Genomic DNA, 13,884 nt, shown 5'->3' with positions numbered 1-13,884 from the left:
AGTTATATTTTTAAACGGAAACGTTAAGACGTGGGTCCTTTTTCTTTTTCCTTTTTCCACCAGATGTCCGCTGCTCTCTGGAGCGCTTCAGGGGTATTGGAAAGATTTCGGTCCTGAACACGGGAAAGAAGCAGGGGCAGCAGCCTTTTAAGGACCCTTTGCGGAATTCCCGCAGCAATAAGGTCCCGCCCGCTTATGGCAAGGTCTGCTGTATGGACGGGCATAGTACCGGCCATCAGAAAAAGCTGATCTGCAAAATGGCGCGCCAGCGCCTGACTTTCTGCCGAAGCCGTTGTGGCTGCCATATCGGCAAGGCAAAGGGTCCCCAATTCCCGGAATGCTTCCTGCAAGTCCTTGGTACAGCGGAACGCCCCGCTGCGGGCTTCCTTCCGAAGCCAGCGCCAAAGTGCCGCATCCGGCAGGAATCGAGCAGGTCCAAAATGCATATGGTTTCCTACAAGAAAAGCCACACGGTTCACTAGGGCTCCGTTTTCCCCCAGACGGTGGAGAATGCTTTCCGCCATGGCTTTTCCCACCTTGTCGTGTCCATGGTCACTGGGCATGCCATCGGGGCGAATGCCCCTGACACCTTTCCTTCCCTTCCCCACATCGTGAAGCAGGATGGCCCATCCCAAAGTCAGGGAACCGTCACTGTGGTCCAAGGCATGCCAGATATGGCCCCATACATCAAAGGGATGGAAGCGAGGATTTTGAGGGACACCCACAAGATCGAGAAGCTCCGGCAAAATGGGGACGCTTTCATAGGTTCCCTCTTTTTTGATTCGGCACGACATCCCTGCAAGACCGCTTTGGACCATGAGATTCATGCCCTGACCAGCGTAGGGTGCCCTAAGAAGTTTATGCAGCTCCGCCTTGACACGGGAAAGAGAGAGGCCCTTTGCACGCGGTGCCTCCGCCTTGATTGCCGGGAGGATACCAGCCTCGGGAAGAAAGCCGAGCTGTGCGACAAAACGGCAGGCCCTGAACATGCGCAGGGCATCTTCAGAAAAACGGTCCGAAGGAGATCCTACCACACGCAGGACATGATGCTCAAGGTCACGCTGTCCGCTATAGGGATCGGTCAAGTTCCCCGCAAGATCCATCGCCATGGCATTGACCGTAAAGTCCCTTCGTGCCAGGTCTTCTTCCAGGGTCTGGCAGTACGCAACACCGCTAGGGCGGTGCGCATCCGTTCCATAAACTTCCTTGCGGTAGGCAGCAACTTCAACGGCTCGTCCTTCTACAAGAAGGACCAGGACACCGAAATTTTCGCCCAGGTTTTCCACAACAGAAAGACCCGCCCCTTTGCAAAGACGGCGGGTTTCTTCCGGTCGGGCGCTCGTGACAATATCGTAGTCATGGGGATGCTTTCCGCAAAGCAGATCGCGCACGGCTCCGCCAACGACATAGGCTTCAAATCCATGTTTTCGGAACAGTTCCAGAACCGTTATGACATATGAAGGAAATAGGGCCGCCATCAAGGGGCCTCCTTTCATGACTTAATCCCCATCAGGGGCATTGAGGAGCGTAAAGACACCCACGGCCAATGATGGATTGGAAACCAAGCGAATCTTGGCACCAAATTCCTGTTCCATGTCTTTCATCCCATGGATGCGAATCCATTCCTCTACCAGAGGGTGAACAGAAAGGACCAAACTGCGGGCCATGGCATGATCGAGATAAAGGCTGCGCAGCCGGCGCCGGATTTCCACATAGACCGTTTCTGGCGATTCCACACGGCCGCTTCCCTGACACATGGGACAAGTCGTATAGACGGTACCAAAGAGATTGCGCCGCGCCTTCATCCGCGTCATCTCCACAAGATTCAAGGCTGTCATGCCCATAACACGGGGCTTCATGCGGTCCATCGCAAATTCCCGGCGCAAGAGGTCCAGGATTTCCTCCTGTTCCTCCTTGCGCTCCATATCAATGAAATCAGCAACGATGATGCCGCCGATATCCCGCAGCCGTAACTGACGGGCAATTTCCAAGGCCGCTTCCCGATTCGTGGCAAGGCTCGTCTCCTCCCTGTCACTGCCAGTTGAATAGTGCCCGCTGTTGACATCAATGACCGTCATGGCCTCCGTATAGTCAAAGACAAGAGAACCACCGCCAGGCAGGGGAACCACCCGGTCAGAAATGCTGGCAATTTCTTCATTGAGTCCATAATGGGTAAAGAGATCTTCCTTTTCCTGATACCATTCGGTCCGGATTTCCGTAAGGCCCATATCTTGAAGAAGTTCTTCCACCGTATGATAGGTCGCTTCATCATCGACAATGATTTTTTGCACATCTTTTGTCACATAGTCCCGGATCATACGGATGGACAGATCCAGTTCCCGATAAAGCAGCTGCGGGCCCCTCCCCACTTTGCTTCGGCGCAGAAGGACCTGCCAACTGGCAAGGAGCTGACGCAAATCATTTTCGATTTCCTCGTCGGCGGCCTTAGCCGCTGCGGTTCGGATGACAACCCCCATCCCCTCAGGAAGACTCTTTTGGACGAGCGTCCGCAGACGAGTACGGAGGGATTTGCAGGTAATCTTCCGCGACAGGGAAATACGATTGCCAAAAGGTTCAAGGACGATGTAACGGCCCGGCAAGGTCACGTTTCGCGTGACACCCGGCCCTTTGGTTCCCCGACAGTCCTTGACAACCTGGACAAGAAGCATCTGGCCTTCCGTCAGGCGATCCTGTTTATGCAGTGTCAGGAACCCATTTTTCCCCACATTAAGATCGATAAAGGCAGCCTGGATGCCAGGCACAACATTCGATACACGGCCTCGGTAAATATTGCCAACAAGGTTTCCCTCCCCACGGCGCTCAACGGCAAAGTCGCGGAGCTTGCTGTCAAATACCAGTCCCATGCGGGTTTCTTCCGGTTTGACACTGACAAAGATGGCGGTCATAGGGCGCCGCTTTCCAGCGTCATACCATCTGCCTGAAGGAGCGGCCTTTTTTCTCCATTAGGGCCTGCTGCGTATAGGTCAAGACGGGCAATATCCGCTTTTTCAAGGTCAAGGGAGAGACCGAAGTCATCGTGAAGGACCTTCAAGAGCTCGGCGGCCTTCATGCTGCCTTCCTGGGAAACCAGACAGTCAAATTGGAGCGTCAGCATGCCCCCTTCATATGAAGCCTGCACATAGGGGACGAAAGCTTTGGCATCCACGATGCGCGGGCTGCCCTTGCCCTTGCCATGTGTTTTCGTATAAAGAGCCTTTTCCGCCCTTTCATAGCGCTGAAGCCCGTCTGAAGGATCTGCCGCACAGGGGACCTTCACCAAATAAGTCGTTCCTGCAACCGAAGCCATGAGTTTCGGGGCCTTATCATCTGCTAGGTCGGCACGTACGATATGGATGCCCATGGGAAGATTACAGGAAAGGGCATCAACGAGGTCCTTTAGGGGAACGGGCTCCCGCAGATATAGTTCCAGAAATTCGGCCCTGCTCGTCACCCCTACACTCAGGGCAGAAGCCAAGGAAAACTTCATATGGGGATTAAAGCCTTGGGAATAGGCAACAGGAATCCGAGCCCGACGAATGGCTTTTTCCAAGGTTTTCAGATATTCCAGATGGGAAATGAACCGGATTCCGGATTCTTTTGTGATCTGCAACCGTAGTTTCATGCTTCCTTCCCCTTCCAATCAATGATCTTGACCCCCAGCTGCTGACAGACCTGACAGCCCGTACAGGCTCCACGCCGACAATCCGGGGTCAAAGCAGCTTCCTGGGCCCGTTCGTATTCTTTCCACAGGAAGCCACGGGAAACGCCGCAGCTCGTGTGCTCCCAAGGAAACTTCTCATTTTTTCCGCGCGGGCGGTTGTTGTAGAAGGCCATATCAAGTCCAGCTCCTTCAATGGCTTTTTTCCAGCGGTCAAAGGAAAAATGTTCGGACCAGCTGTCAAAACGGGCCCCGTCCCGAAAAGCCAAGTAGATGGCTTTGGAAAGACGGCGGTCGCCCCTGGCAAGGACGCCTTCCATGAGACTTGTGAGGGAATCATGATACTGGAAATTGACATTTTTCATCGTGTCGAAGACTTCCTTAAGGAGCATATGCTTCCGGTCAAATTCTGTTTTTGTATTCTGTCCCACCCAAGCAAAAGGCGTATAGGGTTTGGGGACAAAGTTGGACACGCTTACCGTAACGCGGGCCCCAAAGCGGCCCGTAATCTTTTTGTACTGCCATTTCACGGCCCGGGCAAGATGAGCAATCGCAAGGATATCCTCATCGGTTTCTGTCGGCAGGCCGATCATGAAATAAAGTTTTACCTGGGACCAGCCATTTTCAAAAGCCGCGCCCACCGCATCCATGAGATTTTCTTCTGTAACTCCTTTATTGATCACATCACGCATGCGCTGGCTGCCGGCTTCAGGAGCAAAGGTCAGCCCACTCTTACGAACGGCCTGAACTTCCTGTGCCAGTTTTACAGAAAAACTGTCAATGCGCAGACTCGGCAGGGAAACGCTCACCTTGTCATCCTTGAATTCTTCCAAAAGATCCCGTACCAGGGGATCCAACTGAGAGTAGTCCGCCGTACTTAGGGAGAACATGCTCATTTCGTTGTATCCTGTTGCCGGTACCAGTTCGCGGGCCAGTTTCTTGACGTTCTCCGGTGTTCGTTCCCGAACCGGACGGTAAATGATGCCTGCATTGCAGAACCGACAGCCGCGGGAACAGCCGCGGAAGAGTTCCAGCATGATCCGGTCATGAACCGTGTCTCCATAAGGAACAATTGGATGGGTCGGAAAATCAAGATCGTTGATATCCGGTTCCACCCGCTTATAGACCGTTGCCGGAACGCCCGGTTCATTGGGTGTCACAGACTTGATGGTCCCGTCAGCATGATAGGTCACGGTGTAGAAACTCGGTACATATACGCCCTGGATCCTAGCCACACGGCGCAGGAATTCCTTCCGTCCACCGGGTTTTCCTTCTGATTTCCAGGCCCGGTAGGCATCGGAGACTTCCACAATGATGCGTTCCCCATCGCCAAGCATACAAAAATCCAGGAAATCAGCCAAAGGTTCACTGTTAAAGACACAGGGACCGCCAGCACAGACAAAGGGATCATCAAGGCCGCGGTCCTTGGCCCAAATGGGAACCCCGCCTAGATCCATCATATTCAGGATATTGGAATAGCTCATTTCATAAAGGAGGGTAAATCCTACAAGATCAAAATTACCAAGACGGCGGCTCGTTTCAAGGCTTTCCAAAGCAATCCCGCGCTCTCGCATCTTGTCTTCCATATCCACCCAGGGCGCAAAGACCCGTTCAGCTTGGATATAGGGCTGTTTATTGAGAATGGCATAAAGGATCTTAAACCCCAGGTAACTCATGCCAATTTCATAGGTATCAGGAAAAGCGAGGGCAAAGGAAACCTCGACCTCGCTTTCCGGTTTGACGATGCTGCCAAATTCCATTCCCGTATAACGGGCTGGTTTTTCGACAGCACTGAGGATATCAATCGGTAAATCCTTGTGCATAGGGCCTCCTTACTAAAATCTCAAGGTCTTGGGATGAGCATGGATATTCATTAAAAGAGCCACCATGAGCATATTGGTCGTAAGGGAACTGACACCATAGCTCATAAAGGGCAGCGGAACCCCTGTTACGGGCATAACATTGCTCGTCATGCCCACATTGACCAGGATATGAAAGGTAAACATAGAAACAATCCCAACAGCAAGCAGGGTTCCAAAATCATCGCTTGCATGAAGGGCAATCGTGATGCCCCTGACGATGACAATCAAGTAGAGAATCAGGATCAGTGTCACCCCAACAAACCCAAACTCTTCGCCGGCCACGGCGAAAATAAAGTCCGTGTGATTTTCAGGAAGAAAGTTAAGCTGGCTCTGGGTTCCATTAAAAAGACCACGGCCAAAAAAAAGACCGGAACCAATAGCAATCATGGACTGAATGACATGGTAACCACTCCCGTACGGTTCAAGTCCGGGATTGAGGAAGACGCGGATCCGGTTTTTCTGGTACTCATGAAGCATGTGCCAGATAAGAGGTGCTGAAGCAAGACCCAAACCGCCCATGATGAGAAAATAACGGATCCTGAAGCCGCAGATGATCATTGTACCTAAGAGAATCGCCATAAAGACGAGGCTTGTTCCTAGGTCAGGCTGACGCATAACCAGGAGAAAAGGAACAAAGACATAGAGAAAAACAGGGATCCAACTGCGAAAGTCCGTTAACGTCGGCAGCCGCGATTCCACAAAAGAGGACAGACAGACAATCATGATAGCTTTGGAAAACTCACTGGGCTGAATGCTGATGGGGCCCAATTGGAGCCAGCGCTGCGCACCTAAAGCACTTTTCCCGACAACCATGACGGCAACCAGCATAACCAGATTGAAAATATACAGAGGTTTGGCAACATGTTTTAAGATGCGGTAATCAAAACGCATCAGGTAACCGCCCAAAATGAGGTTCACGATAACAAAAAGAGCCTGCCGAAAAACAAAGCGGTAGCGATGGGGACCGGGAATATTGGCATGGGTAGCACTGGCAATCAAAACAAGGCCGATAGCAATGAGCAGCATGACGCTCAAAAAAAGGACCTTATCCACGTTCCGAAAATACTTTTTAAAGGAATGACGCATGCTTTCTCCTCACTTACCCTTTCTTCTTCGGGGTCGTTTTATCTTTCGAAGACCCGCTGCCGGGCTTTTTGACACCCGGTGTCGTAAAGGCATATTCCAAGATAGACTGAACAATAGGCGCGGCTGAAACCGACCCATAACTGCCCTGCTCCACAACGCAGACCACAACAAGGCTGGGATTCTTGGCCGGAGCATAAGCAATGAACCAGCCATGGTCCCTGCCATGGGGGTTTTCTGCCGTACCGGTCTTACCGGCCACATCAACAGGCAGGGATTTTAGGGCCGATGCTGTCCCACCTTCTTCCGTCACCGCTCGGAGACCGTCCTGGATAAGGTCCAAGGTTTTCTGGGAAACCGGCAGACTACCTTCTTCCTGCGGTTCAAAGCGTTCGGCTACACTGCCGTCGTCGTTGATGATCTTGCTCACAAGATGGGGCTTGTAGCGCTTTCCATCGGTCGCCACAGCCGCAAGCATTTCCGCAACCTGCATGGGTGTTGCCAAGGTAAAGCCCTGACCAATGGCTGTATTGAACGTATCGCCCAAGTACCATTCGTCTTCAAAGACCTTTTTCTTGTAAGCCGGGGTTGCAATAAGGCCTGAGGCCTCCCCATGAAGGTCAATCCCAGTTTTCTTCCCAAAACCGAACTTTTCGGCATATTGGTCAAGCAAATCGATGCCGAGGCGATTGCCCATTTCATAGAAATAGACGTTATCCGAAGCGGATAGGGCCCGTTTGAAATTGATCCATCCTAAGGCTTCACCGCCAGCATTGCGCATATCGACGAGCCAGTGTCGGCCAGAGTCAAAGATGAGTTCATCGGGAGTAACTTTCTTTTCTTCAAGGGCTGCCGAACCCGTAACAATCTTAAAAGTCGATCCCGGCGGATATTCGCCGGCAATGGCTTTATCCGTCATAGGATGAAATGGATCCGTATTGATGTAGTTCCAGTTCTTTTCACTGATACCGTTTACGAACCAGTTGGGATCAAAACCAGGTCGGGAAACAAGGGCCTTGATTTCCCCGTTATTGGGATCAAGGACCACGACGGCGGCACCGCGGGCTCCAATGGCTTTGAGCTGCCGGTCGACGGCGGCTTCAGTGATACGCTGGAGCTTAGCGTCAATAGTAAGCACCAGCCCTTGACCAGGCTTTGGTTCCACCTTGTCCATGACCTGGATAACGCGGCCATTGACGTCGACTTCCTCTCGGTAACTGCCGTCCGTACCGCGCAGGTACTTATCATAATAGCTTTCCAGGCCAAATTTACCGATGATGTCACCTGCTTTGAGGTTTTCATAAACACCCTGTTCGATTTCATATTCACTGACTTCGCCCACATACCCCAAGGCGTGGACAGCCAGTTCCTTATTGGGATAAGTTCGGACAGGCTGGACCTCAATCATGACATCAGGCAGGTAGCGCAGGTTTTCTTCTACTTTGGCGACCACGTCGGGCGGTGCGTTGCGCACAATACGGATAGGTTCTGCCGAACCGCCATGGAGATTGATGGTTTCCTTGATCTTGTCCACAGGAATATGGACCAGTTCCGATAGGCGCTCGATTGTTTCATCCCTGTAGCCCGTGTTGCGGTGTGCCAAGGAAACCATGAAACCGGGCTGATTATTGGCCAGTTCCTCCCCATTACAGTCATAGATGATGCCCCGCGGCGCAAGGATCCGCGTGTAGCGCGTCCGATTACCCTCGGCTTGACGGCTGTAGTAACTGCCCTTGATGATTTGCAGATAGAACATGCGGCCAATCAAGAAAAAGACGATGAGGGCAGAAGCGACGAGCATGAATTCCAAGCGATACGCATATTTTTTATTCAGCACGATGGTATCCTTCCTCACTCGTTACAGATGATAATAATAGGAATGGCGGCGCAAGAAGCGCTCCTTGACCTTTTGGTAGATGACCCAAACAAGAGGGGCCATAATGAGGTTCCAGCCAATGGAACGCAGTGTCCAAAGCGCAAAGGGGACAAAAGGCATCCAGCGATGGAGCATGACGCAGAGAAACAGGCCCCGCACCACACCCAGAAGGAGCGTCACGAGTGCGGTTAGAATCATATAAGTAGGCATCCGATCAGCAAAGACGTTCATACGGTTGCTGCCAATAAAAGCACCCACCAAAGCGCGTGTCACCAAATGATAGCCAAAATAGCCAAAAGAGACCACATCGAGGAAAAGCCCCATACCAATTCCATACAGGGCCCCTTTGCGGCCTCCTTGATCAAGGGCATAGAGGATAAGCAAAAGAAGAAGAAAATCAGGAGAATCATACGTGGTAAAAAGGAGGAACCAATGGGTTTTCAAGGAAAAGAGGAAGAGATTAAGGAAGAGCCACAAGAAGGTGTTCATCGGCCAGCTCCCCCTTTAATGTTCTTATTAGGATCTTTTCCCTCTTCGCGGAGAAAGTCAGCAAAACCGGCATAGTTCGTAATGACAAGGGCTTCTTCCAGATGGGTATAGTCCACAGAGGGAATGATTGAAGCCGTTTTGGTCAGACCTCCCGGATCCATCTGAACATCTTCCACGGTGCCAATGACAAGCCCCTCTGGATGATAGCCAGTATATCCGCTTGAAACAATTGTATCACCAGGGAGCACATCCGCGTTCCGGGCAAGGTTGCGCATTTCAAGGGAAAGATCGGGGCCGGCAACACCATTTACAATCCCGGCGGCCCTGGAATCACCGCGCAAGTTAAGCCCTCCCAAGCTGCTCCGCGAACTCGTAATCAAAAGAACCTTGGACATATGGGGATAGACCGCATCGATGATGCCAATGATCCCGGAAGCATTGACGACAGGCATATTAAGTCGCAGCCCCTCATCACTGCCTTTATCAATGAGGATAACATCCTTAAAATCCCCCATGTCCCGGCTGATGACCTTGGCCGGCATGAGTTCGTATTTGGGATGGAGCTCCTTGAACTTCAGAAGTTTGCTGAGCCGTTCGTTCTCTGCCTTCATGGCAATGAGTTCCACATTGTTCTGACGCAGGTCGTCGTTCTCCGTCTTGAGTGCCGCATTTTCTTTCTGCAGCGTCCCTTTCGACGTAAAAAAATCCGATACACTGCGGGCGCCAGAAGCGGCCCCACCGACTATGAAATTGATGGGTCTTACAAGGGTGGCAATGGCCGAATTGACCACAGTAAAACGTGAGAGGGCATCAAGGATGATTCCGCCCACGAGAAGGCCAATGACCACAAAAATGGCCAGCCTAATTTTTCTTTCCTGCATCATGCTTCTACTCTTCCTTATTTATGACTCTTGGCAGGATGGTTCTTCCGCCGGAATGAATTAAAGTTGCGTGCGGCCCTACCCGTACCGAGGACAACACAAAGAGGTGCATCGGGCGCAATCCGTACGGGCATGCCCGTATCACGGGCCATGACCCGGTCGAGATTGCGCAAAAGAGCTCCGCCGCCCGTCAGGACAATGCCCCGGTCCATGATATCGCTGGCAAGTTCCGGCGGGGTCATTTCAAGGGTGGTCTTCACCACATCGATGATTTCACGAAGGGGCTCGTAAAGTGCCGGCAGAAGTTGATTCTGGTTTATTGCAAGCGGCTTGGGAAGGCCTGTAAGCAGATCCCTGCCCCGGATTTCCATGGCCTGGGGCTGTGTACTTTCAGCAAGGGAACCAATTTCCATCTTCATCCGCTCAGCCATTGCGGGACTGATCATGAGATTGTACTGTCTCCTGATATACTGAACCAGAGATTCATCAAGGGCATCGCCGCCCAATCGGAGCGTCCGGGAAAGGACAATCTTTCCCATGGAGATGACCGCCACTTCCGTTGTACCGCCGCCCAGGTCCACCACCATGTTTCCCGCCGCTTCCCGGACGGGCATATCAGCCCCCAATGCAGCAGCAAGGGGTTCCTCAATAAGATAAGCGTCCCGCGCGCCGGCTTGAGTTGCCGCGTCGATGACAGCCCTGCGTTCCACGGCTGTGACACCGCAGGGAACGCTGACAACAAGCGTGGGCTGAACAAATTTACGCCCACGAAGTGCTTTTTTGAGAAAGATGCGCAGCATCGCGGCAGTTACATCGAAATCAGCAATGACCCCATCACGCAAGGGATGGAGGGTTTCAAGAAAATCCGGTGTCCGGCCTTCCATCTGTTTGGCTTCGCTGCCAACAGCCAGTATCCTGCCCGTTTTTTTATGGCGCGCTACCAAGGAGGGTTCCCGGACAATGATGCCATTTTCTTTTGTATAAATCAAAGTATTGGCTGTTCCCAGGTCCACGCCCATGGTGGAAGACAGGGAGCCGAACAAATCAAACACGCATGATCCCTCTTTCTTTATAACTGATCCGCATCTTTAAAACTGTAGTAGATTCCATCACCAATAATGATATGGTCCGCCAGCGGAATGTCCATCAAGCCCCCCACTTGAGCCAGGCGCTCTGTCAGACGGATATCGGGACGACTGGGCATTGGGTCCCCGGACGGATGGTTATGGACAAGGATCAAGGCAGACGCATGATGATGAAGGGCGGTCTCGAAGATTTCCCGGGGATGCACCGTTGCCTGACTGGCACTGCCAACAAAGACCTCTTCGATTCCCAGTACTTTTCCCTTGGCAGAAAGCAGAAGAGTCAGGACATGTTCCTTCACTTCATAGCGAAGCCGTTCCATAACCATACGGGCGGCATCGCCGGGACATCTGATCCGGTCTCCTTGGCGGCTTGTTTTTTCCGCAAGGCGACGGCCCAATTCAAGGGCAGCGACAATGACCGAAGCCCGAGCTGGGCCAAGTCCCTTCACATGGGTGAGTTCCTCAATCCTTGTCACACGGGCCAATTGGTCGAGATCCATCTCCCTACTGGTCAAAAGTGAAGCGATTTCAAGGGCCGATGCACTGCGCGTTCCCGAACCAATGAGAATGGTCAATAGTTCCGTTACGCTTAGGGCCTTGGCCCCTTTTTGCTTAAGCCGTTCCCGAGGCCGTTCCTCGCGAACAATTTCGTGCATGGAGCAGTGTTGTGTCATCTAGTTTCACATCCAGTTCATCGAGTGCTGTAAAAAGAGTGGCAAGAGGCAGACCAACAACATTGCTGTAGGAGCCTTCTATGTGAGGAATGAAAAGGGCGGCCGCCCCTTGGATCCCATAGGCCCCAGCCTTATCCATTGGTTCTCCTGTTCCAATATAGCGATGAATAAGCCTGTCCGTAAGGGGGCAAAACGTAACCTGCGTTGTCGTCACGGAAAGATGTTCTTTGCCGCCTAGGCTCACATAAAGACCTGTATGGACCTTATGGGTCCTACCGGAAAGGCGCCGCAACATGCGTACGGCCTCCTCCCGATCCTTCGGTTTGCCAAGGATGCCACGCTCATCAGCGACAACCGTATCAGCAGCAATAACCAGGGCATCTGGTGCCACCGCAGCCGCAACTTTCCGCCCTTTGCGAGCGGCATTTTCACGAACCAGGGTCTCTGGAGAAAGGGCTTCCGTCACTTCCTCCACATAGCTGTCCATCACAAGTGGATCCATGCCGACCTGCACAAGAAGATCCTTGCGCCGAGGGGACTTTGATGCCAAAATGACCTGCATGACAGCCTCCTTATAGATGCTGAAAGATCACAAGGGCCAAAATCATGCCGATGATGGCCACCAAATTGGGAGAAAACGTAAAGCCAAAGGTAATCTTGGCGATATAAAGGTCCACATCGACAGGGGGAATGTTAAGGACCTGATACTTATGGATCAAAAAGGCCGTACCAGCCCCAAAAAATTGAGACGCTTCAAGGAAGTTTCCCAAAAGACCGCCGATGATGGCACCGGCCGCAAGAAACAGGAAGAACCAGAAGCGATCCTTGGAACCAAAAGTCATATCAGCTTTCCACCCTTTCTTCCGGAAGCATGCCTTCCGTATAGTATCCTGTAACGGCCCATTGCTTACCGCGGCGGCTTGTGACATCCCGTTTAAAGGTTCGGGCATACTGAAATCCCAAAAGCCCCCAGACAATAGCGCCTATGAACATAGTCACGCCGAGGTCAAAGGGCAGATAGCGGGATACAGCACGGCCAAAAATAGCTCCCGCAAGAAGGGTCAGTAAGGGAATCCCACGAACGATCCATTTACCCTGCCGCTCACCAAGGGTCTGTTCTTCCACTTCCACATAGGTTCCTTTTTTCGCTTCACAGGTATTCCAGCAGTCAAGGATGCGCGGTTTTTCACCCTTTTTGAGGCCCCGTTCAATACGGACCTTGGCTCGTTGTCCACTGACTGCTGTCACAATTCCAATATAACGCTCCATAAAGGCCTCCTTATGCTCCGAAATCGAGAAACTGGCTGGGGTAACGGCGAGCCAGTTCGGCAATCATGCGGTCTGAACACTTAAAGAGCAGGCCGCAAAGTTTCTTTCCCTTCCGATAGACCAGGATGCGCTGGGGATTGGGATCAAGTGAAGAGTAACGATGGGTATAGCTGCCAATCTTCGTTTTCCTAAAGAAACTCTTCTTATAGTGGTTGCTGAAGCTTTCCATGTCGTTAAGGGAGATGGAAAGACGCCGTTCAATCCCTAAGCCATACATGATAATAATGAAATGACTGGGCGTCAAGGCATAGGTATAGGAAAAAGCGGTCCGCCACAGATAAAGCAAAAGGAACAAAACATTAAAGCCCCATCCCATGAGGCTGAAGCGGTATAAGGCAAAGGTGCGATACCCTTCATAGACCCAGAAAAGGGCAATGACAAAAAGGGTGACATACTGCAGGGTCCGGCGGGTTTCACCGATACCGGAGAATTCTTTCATTTCCTCGATCAATGGGAGTTCTCCTTTATAAAAATTGCTTATAGGGAACAATGGGTTCCCTTCCACGATAAACATTCTATATTATATCAAAAAATCCCTCGTTTTCATACCTTTTCCCATAGGAAAGAGTGCCTTCTTGGGCATAGAAAAAAGGGTTCTATAATAAATGTTGGGGTGAGGAAATATTCTTTCCTCACCCCATTTTTGCATAAAAAAGTGGACATAGACGGCATCCACTCTTACAATTAAATCGCCAAACCTAAATGAAAGGAAGATGGCCTATGTCCACATTTGATTATATAGCAAATTCCTTGAATGTCAAAGGTAACGTAATAAAAAAATGCATCCACAGTGAGCAACAAATTGAATTTATTATGGAACTGAATCGAGCTGTTGTCCAATGCCCTAATTGTCATGCGAAGACCGATAGAATCAAGGATTACCGTTGGCAAAGGATTGCTATCGGATCCATTTTGCACCAACAGGCTTTTGTCCGATTACATAAAAG

The 13,884-nt window shown here is 51.4% G+C and carries 15 protein-coding genes; 1 reads left to right on the top strand and 14 read right to left on the bottom strand.

The genetic code is table 11. The annotated features are described in order from the left end of the window. Window positions 1–23 precede the first annotated feature (23 nt). From H503_RS0107880 to H503_RS0107815, 14 genes are read right to left on the bottom strand one after another with little or no spacing between them, the layout of a single operon-like run. Window positions 24–1,478: a CCA tRNA nucleotidyltransferase gene (locus tag H503_RS0107880; protein ID WP_009016072.1), complete on the bottom strand. Its 1,455-nt coding sequence runs from the start codon at window positions 1,476–1,478 to the stop codon at window positions 24–26. 21 nt (window positions 1,479–1,499) lie between these two features. Continuing rightward, window positions 1,500–2,906 carry an Rne/Rng family ribonuclease gene (locus H503_RS0107875; RefSeq protein ID WP_021736352.1) on the bottom strand — a complete coding sequence of 469 codons (1,407 nt, stop codon included), beginning with the start codon at window positions 2,904–2,906 and terminating at the stop codon, window positions 1,500–1,502. Beyond that, window positions 2,903–3,622 carry a TIGR03936 family radical SAM-associated protein gene (locus H503_RS11950; protein WP_016459927.1) on the bottom strand — a complete coding sequence of 240 codons (720 nt, stop codon included), beginning with the start codon at window positions 3,620–3,622 and terminating at the stop codon, window positions 2,903–2,905. The genes H503_RS0107875 and H503_RS11950 overlap by 4 nt, the downstream gene beginning before the upstream one ends. Then, window positions 3,619–5,481 (bottom strand): TIGR03960 family B12-binding radical SAM protein, encoded by a 1,863-nt coding sequence (locus tag H503_RS0107865; RefSeq protein ID WP_009016074.1) that lies wholly within the window; start codon window positions 5,479–5,481, stop codon window positions 3,619–3,621. Before H503_RS0107865 ends, H503_RS11950 begins: the two co-directional genes overlap by 4 nt. Window positions 5,482–5,493: 12 nt before the next feature. Continuing rightward, entirely contained in the window at window positions 5,494–6,606 is a 1,113-nt protein-coding gene (rodA, locus tag H503_RS0107860) for a rod shape-determining protein RodA (RefSeq protein WP_009016075.1), read from the bottom strand. Window positions 6,607–6,619: 13 nt separating this feature from the next. Further along, complete coding sequence (mrdA, locus tag H503_RS0107855; RefSeq protein ID WP_009016076.1) at window positions 6,620–8,440, bottom strand: penicillin-binding protein 2; 1,821 nt, start codon at window positions 8,438–8,440, stop codon at window positions 6,620–6,622. 21 nt (window positions 8,441–8,461) lie between these two features. After that, window positions 8,462–8,968 (bottom strand): rod shape-determining protein MreD, encoded by a 507-nt coding sequence (gene mreD / locus H503_RS0107850; RefSeq protein ID WP_009016077.1) that lies wholly within the window; start codon window positions 8,966–8,968, stop codon window positions 8,462–8,464. Beyond that, on the bottom strand, window positions 8,965–9,852 hold the full coding sequence (gene mreC, locus H503_RS0107845; protein ID WP_009016078.1) for a rod shape-determining protein MreC: 888 nt from the start codon (window positions 9,850–9,852) through the stop codon (window positions 8,965–8,967). Before mreC ends, mreD begins: the two co-directional genes overlap by 4 nt. Before the next feature lie 14 nt (window positions 9,853–9,866). Next, on the bottom strand, window positions 9,867–10,901 hold the full coding sequence (mreB, locus tag H503_RS0107840) for a rod shape-determining protein (RefSeq protein WP_009016079.1): 1,035 nt from the start codon (window positions 10,899–10,901) through the stop codon (window positions 9,867–9,869). A 17-nt stretch (window positions 10,902–10,918) separates the two neighbouring features. Further along, window positions 10,919–11,608, bottom strand: coding sequence for a RadC family protein (radC, locus tag H503_RS0107835; protein WP_009016080.1), 690 nt, complete (start codon window positions 11,606–11,608; stop codon window positions 10,919–10,921). After that, the gene (locus H503_RS0107830) at window positions 11,547–12,170 is read right to left on the bottom strand and encodes a Maf family protein (RefSeq protein WP_009016081.1); all 624 of its coding nucleotides are present in this window, start codon (window positions 12,168–12,170) and stop codon (window positions 11,547–11,549) included. Before H503_RS0107830 ends, radC begins: the two co-directional genes overlap by 62 nt. 10 nt (window positions 12,171–12,180) lie before the next feature. Beyond that, window positions 12,181–12,450: a DUF4321 domain-containing protein gene (locus H503_RS0107825; protein WP_009016082.1), complete on the bottom strand. Its 270-nt coding sequence runs from the start codon at window positions 12,448–12,450 to the stop codon at window positions 12,181–12,183. Between the two features lies 1 nt (window position 12,451). Beyond that, entirely contained in the window at window positions 12,452–12,877 is a 426-nt protein-coding gene (locus H503_RS0107820) for a SoxR reducing system RseC family protein (protein WP_009016083.1), read from the bottom strand. Between the two features lie 10 nt (window positions 12,878–12,887). After that, window positions 12,888–13,388 (bottom strand): hypothetical protein, encoded by a 501-nt coding sequence (locus tag H503_RS0107815; RefSeq protein WP_014128090.1) that lies wholly within the window; start codon window positions 13,386–13,388, stop codon window positions 12,888–12,890. A 269-nt stretch (window positions 13,389–13,657) separates the two neighbouring features. Between H503_RS0107815 and H503_RS11945 the strand changes: the two genes are divergently transcribed. Further along, on the top strand, window positions 13,658–13,884 hold a 227-nt coding region (locus tag H503_RS11945; RefSeq protein WP_035196195.1), incomplete at its 3' end, for a transposase family protein.

Source organism: Acidaminococcus intestini DSM 21505 (assembly GCF_000425045.1).
GTDB lineage: Bacteria > Bacillota > Negativicutes > Acidaminococcales > Acidaminococcaceae > Acidaminococcus > Acidaminococcus intestini.
This window is presented reverse-complemented; position numbering and strand designations above follow the sequence as displayed.

Bases quoted from the DNA above. Each gene is read 5' to 3' on its own strand.
- H503_RS11950 (WP_016459927.1), bottom strand. From the start codon at position 3,622: ATGAAACTACGGTTGCAGATCACAAAAGAATCCGGAATCCGGTTCATT.
- H503_RS0107825 (WP_009016082.1), bottom strand. From the start codon at position 12,450: ATGACTTTTGGTTCCAAGGATCGCTTCTGGTTCTTCCTGTTTCTTGCG.
- rodA (WP_009016075.1), bottom strand. From the start codon at position 6,606: ATGCGTCATTCCTTTAAAAAGTATTTTCGGAACGTGGATAAGGTCCTT.
- mreC (WP_009016078.1), bottom strand. From the start codon at position 9,852: ATGATGCAGGAAAGAAAAATTAGGCTGGCCATTTTTGTGGTCATTGGC.
- H503_RS0107875 (WP_021736352.1), bottom strand. From the start codon at position 2,906: ATGACCGCCATCTTTGTCAGTGTCAAACCGGAAGAAACCCGCATGGGA.
- H503_RS0107865 (WP_009016074.1), bottom strand. From the start codon at position 5,481: ATGCACAAGGATTTACCGATTGATATCCTCAGTGCTGTCGAAAAACCA.
- H503_RS0107880 (WP_009016072.1), bottom strand. From the start codon at position 1,478: ATGGCGGCCCTATTTCCTTCATATGTCATAACGGTTCTGGAACTGTTC.
- H503_RS0107820 (WP_009016083.1), bottom strand. From the start codon at position 12,877: ATGGAGCGTTATATTGGAATTGTGACAGCAGTCAGTGGACAACGAGCC.
- radC (WP_009016080.1), bottom strand. From the start codon at position 11,608: ATGACACAACACTGCTCCATGCACGAAATTGTTCGCGAGGAACGGCCT.
- H503_RS0107830 (WP_009016081.1), bottom strand. From the start codon at position 12,170: ATGCAGGTCATTTTGGCATCAAAGTCCCCTCGGCGCAAGGATCTTCTT.
- mreD (WP_009016077.1), bottom strand. From the start codon at position 8,968: ATGAACACCTTCTTGTGGCTCTTCCTTAATCTCTTCCTCTTTTCCTTG.